The organism is Celeribacter sp. HF31, from assembly GCF_011806455.1.
Lineage (GTDB): Bacteria > Pseudomonadota > Alphaproteobacteria > Rhodobacterales > Rhodobacteraceae > Celeribacter.
This window is the reverse complement of sequence record NZ_JAATOT010000003.1, coordinates 458,596-472,741: the sequence shown is the minus strand read 5'-3', so window position 1 is coordinate 472,741 and position 14,146 is coordinate 458,596. Positions and strand designations below refer to the sequence as shown.

14 protein-coding genes are annotated in these 14,146 nt (G+C 59.7%); 8 read left to right on the top strand and 6 right to left on the bottom strand.

Annotated elements, in window-relative coordinates; translation table 11 throughout:
- Positions 1-30: 30 nt before the first annotated feature.
- From HCZ23_RS08575 to HCZ23_RS08565, 3 genes are all read left to right on the top strand, one after another.
- Positions 31-1,581: a hypothetical protein gene (locus HCZ23_RS08575; protein ID WP_167601305.1), complete on the top strand. Its 1,551-nt coding sequence runs from the start codon at positions 31-33 to the stop codon at positions 1,579-1,581.
- Between the two features lie 85 nt (positions 1,582-1,666).
- Positions 1,667-3,013, top strand: coding sequence for a TldD/PmbA family protein (locus HCZ23_RS08570; RefSeq protein WP_167601304.1), 1,347 nt, complete (start codon positions 1,667-1,669; stop codon positions 3,011-3,013).
- Positions 3,000-3,791 (top strand): 3'(2'),5'-bisphosphate nucleotidase CysQ, encoded by a 792-nt coding sequence (locus HCZ23_RS08565; protein ID WP_167601303.1) that lies wholly within the window; start codon positions 3,000-3,002, stop codon positions 3,789-3,791. Before HCZ23_RS08570 ends, HCZ23_RS08565 begins: the two co-directional genes overlap by 14 nt.
- Positions 3,792-3,815: 24 nt before the next feature.
- Here HCZ23_RS08565 and HCZ23_RS08560 read toward each other — a convergent pair whose 3' ends face one another.
- Together HCZ23_RS08560 and HCZ23_RS08555 are read right to left on the bottom strand one after the other, a co-directional pair.
- Positions 3,816-5,036, bottom strand: coding sequence for a glycosyl transferase (locus HCZ23_RS08560; RefSeq protein ID WP_167601302.1), 1,221 nt, complete (start codon positions 5,034-5,036; stop codon positions 3,816-3,818).
- 3 nt (positions 5,037-5,039) lie between these two features.
- Positions 5,040-5,849, bottom strand: a complete 810-nt coding sequence (locus HCZ23_RS08555) for a mannosyl-3-phosphoglycerate phosphatase (RefSeq protein ID WP_167601301.1) — start codon at positions 5,847-5,849, stop codon at positions 5,040-5,042.
- A gap of 159 nt (positions 5,850-6,008) precedes the next feature.
- Here HCZ23_RS08555 and HCZ23_RS08550 point away from each other — a divergent pair, with 159 nt between their 5' ends.
- Genes HCZ23_RS08550 through lpxK form a run of 3 tightly spaced genes read left to right on the top strand, consistent with a single transcriptional unit; the run spans position 6,009 to position 8,554 of the window.
- Complete coding sequence (locus HCZ23_RS08550) at positions 6,009-6,254, top strand: DUF4170 domain-containing protein (RefSeq protein ID WP_167601300.1); 246 nt, start codon at positions 6,009-6,011, stop codon at positions 6,252-6,254.
- 12 nt (positions 6,255-6,266) lie between these two features.
- The gene (locus tag HCZ23_RS08545; RefSeq protein ID WP_167601299.1) at positions 6,267-7,565 is read left to right on the top strand and encodes a 3-deoxy-D-manno-octulosonic acid transferase; all 1,299 of its coding nucleotides are present in this window, start codon (positions 6,267-6,269) and stop codon (positions 7,563-7,565) included.
- On the top strand, positions 7,562-8,554 hold the full coding sequence (gene lpxK, locus HCZ23_RS08540) for a tetraacyldisaccharide 4'-kinase (RefSeq protein WP_167601298.1): 993 nt from the start codon (positions 7,562-7,564) through the stop codon (positions 8,552-8,554). The genes HCZ23_RS08545 and lpxK overlap by 4 nt, the downstream gene beginning before the upstream one ends.
- A 4-nt stretch (positions 8,555-8,558) precedes the next feature.
- On the opposite strand, the gene HCZ23_RS08535 is transcribed toward lpxK, so the two are convergent.
- Positions 8,559-9,212, bottom strand: a complete 654-nt coding sequence (locus HCZ23_RS08535; protein WP_167601297.1) for a DsbA family protein — start codon at positions 9,210-9,212, stop codon at positions 8,559-8,561.
- A complete protein-coding gene (locus HCZ23_RS08530) occupies positions 9,212-9,745 on the bottom strand; it encodes a DUF721 domain-containing protein (RefSeq protein WP_167601296.1) in 534 nt (177 codons plus the stop codon). The genes HCZ23_RS08535 and HCZ23_RS08530 overlap by 1 nt, the downstream gene beginning before the upstream one ends.
- A gap of 102 nt (positions 9,746-9,847) precedes the next feature.
- Between HCZ23_RS08530 and mutY the strand changes: the two genes are divergently transcribed.
- Positions 9,848-10,897: an A/G-specific adenine glycosylase gene (gene mutY, locus HCZ23_RS08525; RefSeq protein ID WP_167601398.1), complete on the top strand. Its 1,050-nt coding sequence runs from the start codon at positions 9,848-9,850 to the stop codon at positions 10,895-10,897.
- Positions 10,898-10,930: 33 nt separating this feature from the next.
- On the top strand, positions 10,931-12,070 hold the full coding sequence (locus HCZ23_RS08520; RefSeq protein WP_167601295.1) for an alkane 1-monooxygenase: 1,140 nt from the start codon (positions 10,931-10,933) through the stop codon (positions 12,068-12,070).
- 114 nt (positions 12,071-12,184) lie between these two features.
- Here the strand turns inward: HCZ23_RS08520 and HCZ23_RS08515 are convergent, their stop codons facing one another.
- Positions 12,185-13,285 (bottom strand): site-specific DNA-methyltransferase, encoded by a 1,101-nt coding sequence (locus HCZ23_RS08515; RefSeq protein ID WP_167601294.1) that lies wholly within the window; start codon positions 13,283-13,285, stop codon positions 12,185-12,187.
- Positions 13,286-13,399: 114 nt separating this feature from the next.
- Complete coding sequence (locus HCZ23_RS08510; protein WP_167601293.1) at positions 13,400-14,038, bottom strand: ribonuclease HII; 639 nt, start codon at positions 14,036-14,038, stop codon at positions 13,400-13,402.
- Positions 14,039-14,146 lie beyond the last annotated feature (108 nt).

Below are 14,146 nucleotides of genomic sequence, written 5' to 3'. Positions count from 1 at the left end.
ATGTACGCGCGAATGTTAAAGGAGATTTTCATGCGTTCCCTGTTTACGACCACGGCGCTCACCGCCGTCTGCCTGATGGGCACTCCCGCCCTCGCCGACATCACGCCGGAGGAGGCCTGGGAGGCCTACCTCAGCCAGATGACCCAGATGGGCATGGAGCCAACGGCCGAAGTCACGCGCGAAGGCGACACATTGGTCGTACGCAACATGGTCTATGGTCTGGAGATGGATCTGGGGGACACCTCTGTCACCTCGACCACCACGGCCCCGGAGATTCGCTTTCAAGAACAGAGCGGGGGCACGGTTGCCCTTCGCTTTGTCGAACCGCTGAAGTCGATCTCGGTCACGCCGGTGGGTCCGGGTTTCGAGGACTCTGTGGAGACCGACACAATCGAAACCCGCTCGACCATTCAGATCGACGGCGTGACGATCATTTCGGGCACGCCCGAAGACCTGTTGTTCACCTTCGAGGACAGCGCGTTTACCTCGACAAGCGAACAGATCATTCTCGATGGTGAGGTGATCCAGCCGGGTCTCTCGGCCAAAATGGTCGGCATCGGTGGCACCTATACGATTGTGCAGGGCGATGACGGCATGACCTCTGACATGGACATCACCGCAAGCGCGCTGACCTATGATTTCGACCCGATGGACACGGAGACCGGCGACAAAGTCGATATGGGCTTTGCCGCAAATGACATGAACATCACGGGCAGTTTCACACTGGCCGAAGGTGAGCATGCCGATTTCATGCAGAGCATTTTCGGCGAGAGCGCCATGGGTATCACCATGGCCATGGCGGGCAGCACCTCTTCCATCGAGATTGTGAGCGACGCGCCGGGCGGCGGCATGAAAATCGACGCCGCAACGGGCGCCTCGACGCTGGACATGACTCTCGAAGACGGCGCCGTGGGCTATGATGCCAAGGTCGCCGATCTCAATGTCATCGCCGCTGGCGCGCAAATTCCCGGCGGTCAGATGAACGTCTCGATGAAGAGCTACAACACCGCTCTGCTTTTCCCGTTTGCCGCCTCTGATGCGGCGCAGCCCTTCGAGCTTCGTCTCGGGATGGAAGAGCTGGTCCTGCCGGAAATCGCATGGATGATCGCGGACCCGACCGGTCAGTTGCCGCATGACCCGGCGAGCCTGCGCATCTCTCTGGATGGCACGCTGCAAAATGACGTGGACCTGTTCGACGTCACCGCCATGACCGCCCTCGAAGAGAACGGTGGCGAGATGCCGTTCAAAGTGGAAACCGTGAATATCCCGGAGATTTTCCTCGATCTCGCAGGCGCCACGATCAGGGGCGAAGGCAAGGGGCACTTCCTCGACCAAGAGGCCGCAGTGCCCGGTGGCATGCCGCCGTTCGCCGGAAACCTGTCGCTCAACATGGTGGGTGTGAACGATCTGATCACCAAGCTGTCCTCCGCGGGCATTTTGCCGCCTGAACAGGCCATGTCGGCGCAGATGATGCTGGGCCTCTTTGCCCGTCCGGGTGAGACCGCAGGCGAGTTGGTGTCCGAGATCGAAATGACCGAAGACGGCCAGATCATCGCCAACGGGCAACCGCTGCCGTTCTAAACACCGAAGACGCACCGCCTGCTTGCACTTCGCGGGCGGGCGGTGCATCTGACAGACGACCACATGACACAAGGGAGACCCCGCCATGACGCGCAACCTCAAAGACCTGACCGAGGCGCTTCTTGAGGCCGCGATGAGTGCCGGGGCCGAGGCCGCAGATGCGATGGCCATCGACGGCACCTCCCTGTCGATCAATGTCCGGCAGGGTGCGTTGGAACAGGCGGAGCGCTCCGAAGGCGTGGACATCGGCTTGCGGGTTCTGATCGGCAAACGCCAGGCCTGCGTGTCGGCCTCTGACACCCGTCCTGAGACACTTGCGACCATGGCCGAACGTGCGGTCACCATGGCCCGATTGGCGCCAGAGGACCCGACCGCGGGCCTTGCCGATGCGACACAAATCACCGGGAATACCGATGCAAGTTCGCTGGAACTGTTCGACCCCTCCGAAGAACCATCGCCCGAACACCTCAAAGACGACGCCCTGCGCGCCGAAGCGGCTGCCGCCAGCTACAAAGGTGTCTCGCAAGTCGACAGCGCCGCCGCCGCATACGGGCGCCGCCAGATTTACCTCTCCGCCACCAATGGGTTCAGCGGCGGGTATGCTCGCAGCGATCGGATGATCTCCACCGTCGCCATCGCGGGCGAGGGCACGGGGATGGAGCGCGATTACTGTGGCGAAAGCCGGATTTTCGGCGCGGACTTGCCCAGCCCGGAAGAGATCGGTCTTCTGGCCGCCGAGCGCACCGTCGCCCGTCTCGGCGCGCGCAAGCCCAAGACCGGCGCCTATCCGATGCTCTTTGATGAGCGGATTTCGTCGTCGCTGATCGGGCATCTTTTGTCCGCGATCAACGGCTCCGCGATTGCCCGTGGCGCAAGCTGGCTGCGGGACGCGATGGGCGAAGATGTCCTGCCCAGCGGGTTGTCCGTGATCGAAGACCCGCACCGCCCGCGCACCTCCGCCTCGCGCCTGTTCGACGCCGAAGGGCTTGCGACACAAAAGCGCGCGCTGGTGGAAAACGGACGGCTGACCTCTTGGGTTCTCGACCTCGCAACCGCCCGCAAACTGGAGCTTGAGAGCACCGCCAACGCCTCGCGCGGCGTCTCTTCGCCTCCGTCACCCACCTCGGGAAATGTGACCCTAACGCAGGGCAACCAGACCCGCGAAGAGTTGATGCGCGAGATGGGGACCGGGCTTTTGATCACTTCGATGATCGGTTCGTCGATCAACCCGACCACCGGCGATTATTCCCGTGGGGCGAGCGGGTTTTGGATCGAGAATGGCGAGATCGCCTATCCGGTCAACGAATGCACCATCGCCGGGAATCTGCGCGACATGCTGAAAACCCTTGTGCCCGCGAATGACGCGCGCACGCATCTGAGCCGTGTCGTGCCCTCACTTTTGGTCGAAGGGATGACACTTGCCGGCGACTGAGAGTGCCTTCGAAGACCTGGAGCTTCTCATCGAGGCGGCGCGCAACGCCGGTGAGATCGCCCGCCCCTATTGGCGCGCCGATCCGGAGGTTTGGGACAAGGGCGGCGGGCAAGGTCCGGTGACGGAGGCCGATCTGGCCGTCGACCGGATGCTACACGAGTATCTCCTGTCCGAACGGCCCGACTATGGCTGGCTTTCCGAGGAGACCGTCGACACCACGTCGGAACGCCTCGGCAAGAAACGCGTCTTTATTGTCGATCCGATCGACGGCACGCGAAGTTTCATCCACGGCGATCACAACTGGGCGCATTCGCTGGCGATTGCCGAAGAGGGCGAGGTGATCGCGGCGGTCGTGTTTTTGCCAATGCGTGAGCGGCTTTTCACGGCCGTTCTGGGCGGTGGCGCGGAGTTGAATGGCGAGGTCCTGAAAACCGCACGGCGTTGCGATCTCGATGGAGCTGCGGTTCTGGCCCCGCGTCAGCACCTTCGCGATGAACATTGGAAGGGCGGCTCGCCGAAGTTCATTCACAAATTCCGCCCGTCTCTGGCCTATCGCCTCGCCTTGGTGGCGCAGGGTCGCTACGACGCGATGTTCACCTTTCGCGACACATGGGAATGGGATGTGGCGGCGGGCACGCTGATCCTGACGGAAGCCGGGGGACAGGTCACCGATCTTGCGGGACAGGCCCCGGTTTTCAACCAACCAAGGCCGCAACTGAACGGTCTGGTCGCGGGATGCCCCGATCTGGCCGATGGCATCCTCGCGCGGCTGAAATAGAGCCTAATCCAGCGCAAAAGAGCTTTACTTATACTCTTCCATATCCTCGGCCACAGCGCGCGTCATCGAGGCAATGATGTCCGGATCCGCCGAATGCACCCGCGACCAGTTCGGGATGAAAGGTGTCTCCATCGGATTGTCGAGGAACACGCTGCCCGCAAGGATGATGTTGTTGGCAAACAGCTCGACCGCTTTCTCTTCGGAATGGCGATCCACATGCAGCCCGTTCATCCGCGCGTCGTTGAAATAGGTCTCGATCAGATCGAGCGCCCCGCGATAATAGGTGGCTTTGATCGAGCGGAAAATCTCTTCAGAGAACACCGTGCCATCGGCAGCGAGCTTGCGGTAAAGCGCTTTGCAAATGTCGACGGACATCCGCGACAGGCCGGTGGCGGCGTCTTCTTCGCTCAGGTCCTGATGTTTGTGATCGTAGCGGTCGGAAATTTCGACCTGACAGACTGCGCGCGGGCTCAGATTGCGCCAGGCCTCGGAGAGCAGGCCGATCTCCAACCCCCAATCTGACGGAATACGCATATCCGGCAGGATCGAGGTGCGCATGGCAAACTCACCCGCCAGCGGATAGCGAAAGTCAGCCAGAAAATCGAGATATTCGCGCGGCCCCAATACTTTGGCCAGCGCATGGATCATCGGCGTCACCAAAAGCCGCGTCACCCGACCGTTCAACTTGCCATCAGCGACACGGGGGTAGAAGCCCTTGGACATCTGATAGGGAAAGGTTGGGTTCGCCACCGGGTAAACCAGACGCGCCAGCATTTCGGCGGAATAGGTCACCACATCGCAATCATGCACGGCGACCACAGCACTGTCGGCGCGAGCAATCGTGTAGCCCATGCAGAACCAGACATTGCGGCCCTTGCCCGGCTCAGAGGGCGAAAGGTCCAGCGCCTTGAGACGCGCATCCACCGCTGTCAGGCGCGGACCATCGTTCCAAAGCACCACATGATCGGCCTTGAGGCGCGAGAAGAACTGAAGCGCGTAGCGATATTGCTCCTCGGTGGCGCGGTCGAGACCGATGACGATGCGATGGATGAAATCGACCTTGTTCAGCTCATCGACGATGTTCGTCAGCGCATCGCCTTCGAGCTCGGAAAACAGCGACGGCAGGATCAGCGTGATCTTTCGCGTTGAAGAAAAGGCATTGAGTTCGCGGCTCAGGTCCTCTTCGCCATTGATGCGCAGATTGTGCAATGTGGCGACATGCCCGCCCTGATGAAAATCCGCCATGTCTTAGCCTTTCTCGGTATTTTGATATTCTTGTGCGATGCGTGAGAGCACCGCAATGTTCCAACCTTCGGGACCGGGCGCAGCTGTGCGCGTGATCCGTCCCGTAGCCTCTCCGGGCAAGATCGGGATACCCGGCCCATGTGAATTGCGCACGACAACGCCGTGATCCGCAGCGGCAATCATTTCGACATCATTGGGCGCGTCGCCCAAAGCCATGGTCACCGGACGCGGAGAGTAATCCGCGATGATGTCGGCCATGCGATCCGCCTTGGTCGCGCCGAACGACAGGGTCAGATAGCGGCCGCCTTGTCGGGCATGGATGCCCTTGTCCTTCAACGCAGCCTCAAAGCATGACAAATCTTCGCCGGAGCCACTCCAAAGACCGGGTTCAGAGAACTGCCTTTGCGCGGCCAGTGTCGCCTGCGCCAAGGGAAGCCCGGTGTTTTGCGCCACCTCTTCGACAGTCCAATCGGAAAAGCCGGTGTAGTGCTGACGCAGGTCTTTCGGCAAATCGGCCAGAGCCTTGAGGATAGCATCATGTGCCGTCCGATCCGACAAAGCACCAGTACCCGGTGCCAGAATTCCCGCGCCATTTTCGACAATCGCTGGCGCATGACCGAACCCCATCTCTGAACGCAGTTCCGCAATCTCAGCGGCGGTTTTCGAACTGGCCAAAATCAGAGGAAGGCCCAGACGCTTCATCTCCTGCAACGCCGGTTCCGCCGCGGCCCATGAATAGCTGTCATGGTCCAGCAACGTGCCGTCGAGATCGGAAAATACGATCAGGCGGGGGGCGGTCTTCTCGGTCTTCATGGCCTCATGATGACCGTAGCACAGAGGGAGGAAAACAGTTCATCGCAAAAAAGGTCAAAAAACCGCATTATGCCGCCCAAGAATTAGGCGCAAGCCGCAGGCCGCTTGACCCCCCCGGCGATTGGACTAGGGTGCGCCCATAACATTCGGAGAGTTTCCATGGCACAAAGACTGCACCTCGTGTTCGGCGGCGAATTGATCGACCCCTCCAAAACCGTGTTCCGCAATGTCGATGACATTCATATCGTTGGGATTTTCCCCGATTACGAGACGGCACACAACGCGTGGAAGGCGGAAGCGCAACGCACCGTGGACAACGCCCATATGCGCTATTTCATCGCCCACCTGCACCGGCTGCGCGACGAAGCGCAAAACGCCTCCCCCACCGAAGAGCTCGGGGCCTGAGGATAAGGCCAGATGGCCCGACCCTTTCCCTATCTGCTCTATTCCGGCTTAAGCCGCAAAAGCGACCGTCACCGCGCCGACCGGTTGGATCGCCTCGTGCAAAACGGGGCGCTCTCTCATGCGGCCCGCGATCAGAGGTTGGCGCAGAACCTGCCGGACCGCCCGAAAGGCGAGGTTCTCTGGCTCCACGCTGCGACCGGTTTTGCGCTGCGCCCGACGATGGAACTCCTGTGTCGGATTGGCGACGATCGTCCCGATATGTTCGGGTTGATCACGCTGTCCCCCGATGTGCAGCCCCCGGCTGGCGCCGCGCTCGACACCGGCCATTTCACGCTCTTGCCAGAAGACGACAGCACCATCGTGCGGCGGTTTCTGGACCATTGGTCGCCCGACAGCCTTGTCTGGATCGGTGGAAAATTCCGTCCGAATTTGCTGCGGGAAACCCATGAACGCCATATCCCGACGCTCGCCATCGAAGCCCCGCACAGCCCCACCACACTCGATCTGACCAGCCCCGTACCAGGGCTTCGTCGGCATGTACTTGGCGGGTTCGATCACGTGATCACCGCCAGCTCCGAGGCCGCCTACCCGTGGCGACGTGCAGGGCTTGGCACGGAGCAGATCGAGATCTTGGGCTATCTCGAAGAGGGTGGAATCGCGCCCAGCGTCGATGAAGATGAGCTGACACGTCGCATGGTGGAGATCGGCACGCGTCCCACATGGTTTGCCGCACGGCTGGATCGCTCGGAAATCAGCGAAGTGATCCGCGCCCACAAACGCGCCCTGCGCCGCGCGCACCGGCTGTTGCTGGTGCTGTCCCTGTCCGATCCCTCGACTCAAGACAGCGTGCTGGCCCAGATGGAAACCGCGGGATTGGCCGCCACGATTCTCAACCCCGACAGCCCGATTTCCGAATCGGATCAGGTCGTCATTCTCCCGACCGCCCCCCATCACGGCGAGGAAGGTCTGTGGCACAGGATCGCGCCGATCAGTTTCATGGGAAGCTCCCTTGGGCCCTTTGGTGGCATCGATCCCTATCCTGCCGCCGCCATGGGATCCGCGATCCTGCATGGTCGGCATGTCTCAGATTTCACCACCGCCTACGCGCGTCTCACCGCCGGAAATGCCGTGCGCGCAGTGACGGATGGGTTTGAGTTGGGCGAAGAGGTCGGGCGTTTGATGTCCCCCGATCAGGCCGCTTTGATGGCAGGGGCCGCCTGGGAAGTGGCTTCTACTGGCGCCGAAGTCACGGACCGTGTCGCCAATCTGGTGCAGGATTTCCTCGATCTTCGGGAAAGGATCGCGCCATGAAACAGCCTTTGTTCTGGTCTAATCCCGCAGAAAACCCCGGCTGGCAGGCCCGGCTCCTGTCGCCCCTTTCCGCGCTCTACGCGAAGGTGACGGCCAAGCGCCTCAAACAGCCCGGCTATCGCGCGTCCGTGCCGGTGATCTGTGTCGGCAACATCAACGCAGGCGGGACAGGCAAGACGCCCACCACCATCGCCTTGGTGCAGCGTTTGATCGAACGCGGGCACACCCCGCATGTCGTCTCGCGCGGTTATGGCGGCAAACTCGAAGGCCCGGTGCGTGTCGATGAGCGGGCTCATAGCGCCGATGACACCGGCGACGAGCCGCTTTTGATCGCGGCCTTCACGCCGGTTTGGGTCGCCAAAGACCGCGCCGCAGGTGTGCGCGAGGCCGAAAAGGCTGGCGCCGACGTCATCCTTCTCGACGACGGCATGCAGAATCCATCCGTTGAAAAAGACCTCACGCTCGTTGTGGTCGATGCCCATCGGGGCTTTGGCAATGGACGTGTCTTGCCCGGCGGGCCGTTGCGAGAACCCGTTGCTGTCGGCATGACGCGTGGCGATGTTCTGATCTCGATCGGCGATGCCGCCGCACAGGAGCGGTTTACGTCGAGTTGGGCCGGATTGGTGTCTATTCCACGCGCTCAGGCGACCTTGCAACCGCTGCCCACCGGGCTCGATTGGCAGGGACTTCAGGTCATGGCTTTTGCGGGCATCGGTCATCCGGAAAAGTTTTTTCAGACCCTGCGCGACCTAGGGGCTGATCTTCTGCGGACTGAGGCGCTTAAGGATCACCAGCCCCTCTCCATCCCGCTGATGAAAAGGCTCGAAATCGAAGCCTTGGCCTTAGGCGCACAGATGGTCACCACAGAAAAAGACGCGGTGCGTTTGCCCCGCGCCTTTCGTATGAAGGTGGTCACCCTGCCCGTACGGCTCAATGTCTCCGACTGGTCAGAGATTGATGCGCATTTGAGCCGTTTGGGACTGAGTTAGGGTCTTAGCCCTCGAGTTTCGCGTCCAGGATTTCCTTGAGATCCGCGTAGCTCATGTTCGAATGTTTCTCACCATCGATCACCAGCGTCGGCGTGGCGTTGATGTCGTATTCTTCGACCTCTTTGGTGAATTTCGCGTAGAGCTGTTCCGCCATTTGGCCGTCATTCAAACAGGCGTCGAGGTTCTCGTCGGTCAGGCCGGCACGCTTGCCGATCTTGCGCAGGTTTTCGACGATTTCCATCGTGTCCTTGCCACCCGCAAGCCACTCGGCTTGTTCGTCGAACAGCATCTTCTGCACACCGAAATAGCGCATTTCTCCACCACATCGCGCAACCATCGAGGCCCAAAGGCCGAATTTGTCAAAGTAGACTTCGCGATACACGAACTTCACCTTGCCGGTGTCGATATAGTCTTTCTTCAACGGCTCGAACACGGCTGTGTGGAAAGTCGCGCAATGCGGGCAGGTGTAGGAGGCGTATTCGATCAATTCGATCGGCGCATCTGCATCCCCCAGGACCAGATCGGCGATCCCGGAGCTATCGGCATCCTGAGCCGCTGCCGGGGACACGATGAAATTCGTGACGGCAGAGGGGTTCAGCAAAAGCGCGCCACCGAGTGTAGCCATGGCGGTGGTGATCATGAAGGTGCGGCGATTCATCAGTTTTCCTTTGTTGTCGTGCTATGTCGGGTCAGGAATGTCCCGGCGAATTTCTCAAGCGCCTGACGCAGAGCCTTATCATGAACCCCATCGGCGAGGGATTTGGCCTGCGCCTGGGCCTCCGGCGTCACTTGCGGTTTGGCTTTGTTTTTTGGGGCCTCGAAGACGGCGCGTCCCTCAGAAAATCCCATCGGAGCAGTTTGTGTGATGCGAATGTGGCTGATGGCATTGTGGCCATAGACGGCATTCACACGGTTGCGAATCTTTGGAAGTTCGGCCTGAAGCATCGGCGCATAGGCCCCGGTGGTCAAAAGCGTGAGCGTGGCCCCGAAACCGCCCTTGGCGTAGGACACTTTGACGGGGCGCGACATGGCCGCAATCTCCGGTCCGACGCTTTCTTCCCAATGCGTGAGCAGCTTGGATTGAGAAAATCCTCGGGATTCGGACGCTTCCTGAATACGGCGCTGCAAAAGACTGGCGGTTCTCTCGAACCCCTTCTTGCGTCTTTTTACATATGGTTGCGCCTCGGTCATGATTTCCCGTCTGGTTTCTCTGCTTGTGGGTCCTATTCTATTGCCATAGGCGCAACACGCCAGAAGAAAGCAGATGACAGGACCTAAAGATTGCGTGACGACATGAAACACGGCGATATCGCGGCGCAACTTTTGGCGTGGTACGATGTTCATGCGCGCGTCTTGCCTTGGCGCATTTCGCCCTCGGATCGCGCGCGTGGCATCACGCCCGATCCGTATCGGGTCTGGATGTCGGAGATCATGTTGCAACAGACAACCGTGGCCGCCGTGAAATCCTATTTCGAACGGTTCACCACGCTTTGGCTCACCGTCATTGATCTCGCAAATGCCGAAGATGAGACTGTGATGGGTGAATGGGCAGGCCTTGGGTACTATGCCCGGGCGCGCAATCTGTTGAAGTGTGCCCGCGTGATCCGGGATGACTATCAGGGCGAATTCCCCCGAACACGTGTCGAATTGCAATCGCTTCCCGGTGTCGGTCCCTATACCTCTGCGGCCATTGCCTCCATCGCCTTTGATCAGTCCGAAACGGTCGTGGACGGCAATGTCGAAAGGGTCGTTTCGCGCCTGTTTCGGGTCGAAACACCGCTTCCCGCCGCAAAGGCTGAGCTGACCGAATTGGCCGACAGATTAACGCCAAAAGAGCGCCCCGGAGACTACGCGCAGGCGATGATGGATTTGGGGGCGACGATCTGCACCCCAAAATCGCCGACCTGTGCGATTTGTCCGCTGATAGAGAATTGCGGAGCCCGAAAAGCCGGAGATGCGGCTCGTTTCCCTCAGAAAACACCCAAAAAACCGAAACCCACCCGGCATGGCCACGCCTATGTCGGGCGCACATCGCGCGGTGAATGGGTGTTGGAGAAACGGCCAGAGAAGGGGCTATTGGGGGGGATGCTCGGCTGGCCAGGCACGGAATGGCAGGAAGAGCACCCGAAAGAGGCGCCTTTCGAGGGCGATTGGATCGAGCTTGGCGAGGTGCGACATACCTTCACGCATTTCCATCTGATTCTCACCGTTCATGCCGCGAAAGATGTGACAAATCCGCCCGAAGTGCTCGCGTTGAGGGGGCCAAACGCCTTTCGCGCCTCCGATCTTCCGACCGTGATGCGAAAGGCATTTGACCTCGCCTCTCAGAGCCTAGAGGATTAGTGCATCCTCCCCGGCCTCTGAAAGTTTGATCCGATGAATATGGCCCAAATCAGTTTCCGAAATGCGATCCCCTTTTGGCTGTCGCTCACCCTTGTGCCCTTGATCTGGCTGGGTGCGACTGTCGGAGGCTGGACGGTCATTATCGTCCCGCTTTACGCTTGGTACATGTTCGGATTTCTCGACGGAATTCTGGGGCTCAACACCGACAATCCAGACCCGAACACAGCCGAAAGCGAGCTTTTCTGGTATCGTGCCATCACCATCATCTGGTTCCCGGTGCAATTCGTAAACATCTTTGGGCTGATCTGGTTCGTGACCCATACGGATCACCTCTCTGTGCTGGAAACTCTCGTGGTGTTCTTTGGTCTTGGCGTGTCTTCGGGGACAACCGGCATGGTCTATGCCCATGAGCTTTGCCACCAACGTAACAACATGGAACGCTGGCTGGGCGATCTTTTGTTGGCCTCTGTCCTTTATTCGCATTTCCGCACCGAACATTTGCTGGTCCACCACAAACATGTCGGCACGCGGCGCGATGCGGTGACGGCGCTCTACAATGAGGGATTTCATCATTATTTCTTCCGGGTGCTGCGCGAATGTCCGCGCTCTGCCTGGGAGGCAGAAAAGGCACTGCTCGCGCGCAAAGGCTTGTCGGCCTGGCATCCGCGCAACCCGCATTTCCGCTATTGGACGCTACAGATCCTGATGCTGATCTTTGCCACGCTGATCGGCGGTGTGCCGGGGCTGTTGCTCTTTGTCTGGCAAGCTATCGTGGCGATTTGGCAGCTGGAACTCACCAATTACGTCGAACACTACGGCCTCACCCGGCGGCATCTGGGCGACGGCAAATACGAGCATGTGAAACCGCATCATAGCTGGAACGCAGCGCATATGGCGACGAATTGGTTGCTGATCAATCTGCAACGCCATTCGGATCACCATTACAAACCCGACCGTCGCTTTCCGCTCTTGCAGAATTACGACGAGACCGAAGCGCCGCAGCTCCCCTACGGTTATACGGTCATGGGCGTGGCTGCGATGGTGCCACCCGTCTGGCGCCGGATGATGAACCCGAAAGTCAAAGCCTGGCGCAAGCGCTACTATCCCGATCTGGCGACATTTGCCGATTGGGAGCCCTATAAAAACGGCACCAACCCGCTGCCTCGGCTCTAATCCAAGTCAAACTGGGACAAAAAAAGCCCCGCTGATAAGACAGCGGGGCAGAAGGTGGTGCCGCGAAGTCAGGCCGCAGGCACCAGGCGGTAACTTTAAATTCTATTGAGAGACTTACTGCATCTCCGCGCGGATTTGCTGGCGCAGCACGTCAATCGGGACGTGTTTGCCATCGCGTTTGAAGGTCCAATAGGTCCAGCCGTTGCACGAGGGCGCACCTTCGAGGTGCGCGCCAACCTGGTGGATCGAGCCCTTCACATCATTTGCGACCAGCGTCCCGTCGGCACGCACTTTCGCGGTGCGGCGACCATTCATGGAGACAAGTTCCTCACCCGGACGCAGCATGCCTCGTTCGACAAGCTGACCGAACGGCACACGCGGCTCGGCGCGTTTCGAGGTCGAGACACGCAGCGCGTCCTTGTCGAATTTGCGCACGGAAGCGATGCGTTTGGCGGCCACCTCGCGGTATTTCTCTTCGCGCTCGATGCCGATGAACTCACGGCCGAGCATCTTGGCGACAGCCCCGGTGGTGCCGGTGCCGAAGAACGGATCGAGGATCACGTCGCCCGGATTGGTGGTGCCGACGATCACACGATGCAACAGGCTTTCGGGCTTTTGCGTCGGGTGGGCCTTGTCGCCATTGTCGTCTTTCAAGCGCTCGCCACCGTTACAGATCGGCAGAACCCAATCGGAGCGCATCTGGATGCCCTCGTTCAGAGATTTTAGCGCTTCGTAGTTGAACGTGTATTTCGCGGCCTCTGCCTTCGACGCCCAGATCAGCGTCTCATGGGCGTTGGTCAGGCGCTTGCCCCGGAAGTTCGGCATCGGATTGGATTTGCGCCACACGACGTCGTTCAAAATCCAGTAGCCCTGATTCTGAAGCTCGGCCCCGAGGCGGAAAACGTTGTGATAGGACCCGATCACCCAGATCGCACCATTCGGCTTGAGGATGCGCCGCGCGGCCTTGAGCCACTCGCGGGTGAAATCGTCATAAACCTTGAAACTGTCGAATTGATCCCAAGCGTCATCGACCGCATCCACCTTGGAATTGTCCGGACGATGCAGATCGCCCCGCAGTTGCAGGTTATAGGGCGGGTCGGCGAAAATCAGGTCGACGCTTTCCTCGGGAAGCGCGTTCATCACCTCGATGCAATCACCAGACAATATCTCATTGAGCGGGAGCGAATTCGCCCCCTTACGGATCGTTGTTTTCATCTTCTGCCTCATAGCGCGCCCCTTATGGGACGTCGTTTTAACGCGTCATTTTTGACGTCATTTATGGGTCTCAAGATGAGTCATTGCTGATTCTCAGTCAATTTCTTTTTCGAATCAGTCACTTACGTTTTTGTCTTGATACAAGATATTGTGCACGGGTTTGAACGAACGTCTATGGAGCGGGGTCACACCAAAATCTCGCAAGCCCTCGAGATGCACCTTGGTCCCGTAACCAGCGTTTTTCTCCCAGCCATAGCCGGGGTACTGTTGCGCCAAATCCACCATGAGGCGATCCCGCCATATTTTGGCCACAATTGAGGCCGCCGAAATCGACAAAGACCGTGCGTCCCCTTTGACGATGGCCTCAGCATCGAGCCCAAACGCCGGCGGCACCTTGTTGCCATCGACCAGCACATAGTCCGCCTTGACCTTGAGCCCGGCCACCGCCCGCTCCATGGCCCGCAAGGACGCCTGAAGGATGTTGATCTCGTCGATTTCCTCGACGGAACACGACGCGATGGAGACATCGGCCTTGGTGAAAATCTCATCGTAAAGCACTTCGCGCCGCTTCGCCGTCAGGGCTTTGGAATCGTTGAGCCCTTCGGGGATGTGCGCCGGATCGAGCCAGACGGCAGCGGCCACCACGGGACCGGCCAGAGGGCCACGCCCCACCTCATCCACGCCAACGATACGGGTGTAGCCACGCCGTTGGGCGGCCTCTTCGAAACTGTAATCAGGGATCGGTTTTGTCATACCCCTGTGAAGCCGAAGCCGGACAGAGGCGCAAGAAAAAAGCGGGTGGGACGCATGAACCCACCCGCAAGTTGACGCGACACATGGGGACATGAAACCGCGTATCTG

What these genes read in the sequence shown, in the direction of transcription:
- HCZ23_RS08575 (WP_167601305.1), top strand. Translation starts at nt 31, where the DNA reads ATGCGTTCCCTGTTTACGACCACGGCGCTCACCGCCGTCTGCCTGATG.
- HCZ23_RS08570 (WP_167601304.1), top strand. Translation starts at nt 1,667, where the DNA reads ATGACGCGCAACCTCAAAGACCTGACCGAGGCGCTTCTTGAGGCCGCG.
- HCZ23_RS08560 (WP_167601302.1), bottom strand. Translation starts at nt 5,036, where the DNA reads ATGGCGGATTTTCATCAGGGCGGGCATGTCGCCACATTGCACAATCTG.
- HCZ23_RS08555 (WP_167601301.1), bottom strand. Translation starts at nt 5,849, where the DNA reads ATGAAGACCGAGAAGACCGCCCCCCGCCTGATCGTATTTTCCGATCTC.
- HCZ23_RS08550 (WP_167601300.1), top strand. Translation starts at nt 6,009, where the DNA reads ATGGCACAAAGACTGCACCTCGTGTTCGGCGGCGAATTGATCGACCCC.
- HCZ23_RS08545 (WP_167601299.1), top strand. Translation starts at nt 6,267, where the DNA reads ATGGCCCGACCCTTTCCCTATCTGCTCTATTCCGGCTTAAGCCGCAAA.
- lpxK (WP_167601298.1), top strand. Translation starts at nt 7,562, where the DNA reads ATGAAACAGCCTTTGTTCTGGTCTAATCCCGCAGAAAACCCCGGCTGG.
- HCZ23_RS08535 (WP_167601297.1), bottom strand. Translation starts at nt 9,212, where the DNA reads ATGAATCGCCGCACCTTCATGATCACCACCGCCATGGCTACACTCGGT.
- HCZ23_RS08530 (WP_167601296.1), bottom strand. Translation starts at nt 9,745, where the DNA reads ATGACCGAGGCGCAACCATATGTAAAAAGACGCAAGAAGGGGTTCGAG.
- mutY (WP_167601398.1), top strand. Translation starts at nt 9,848, where the DNA reads ATGAAACACGGCGATATCGCGGCGCAACTTTTGGCGTGGTACGATGTT.
- HCZ23_RS08520 (WP_167601295.1), top strand. Translation starts at nt 10,931, where the DNA reads ATGAATATGGCCCAAATCAGTTTCCGAAATGCGATCCCCTTTTGGCTG.
- HCZ23_RS08515 (WP_167601294.1), bottom strand. Translation starts at nt 13,285, where the DNA reads ATGAAAACAACGATCCGTAAGGGGGCGAATTCGCTCCCGCTCAATGAG.
- HCZ23_RS08510 (WP_167601293.1), bottom strand. Translation starts at nt 14,038, where the DNA reads ATGACAAAACCGATCCCTGATTACAGTTTCGAAGAGGCCGCCCAACGG.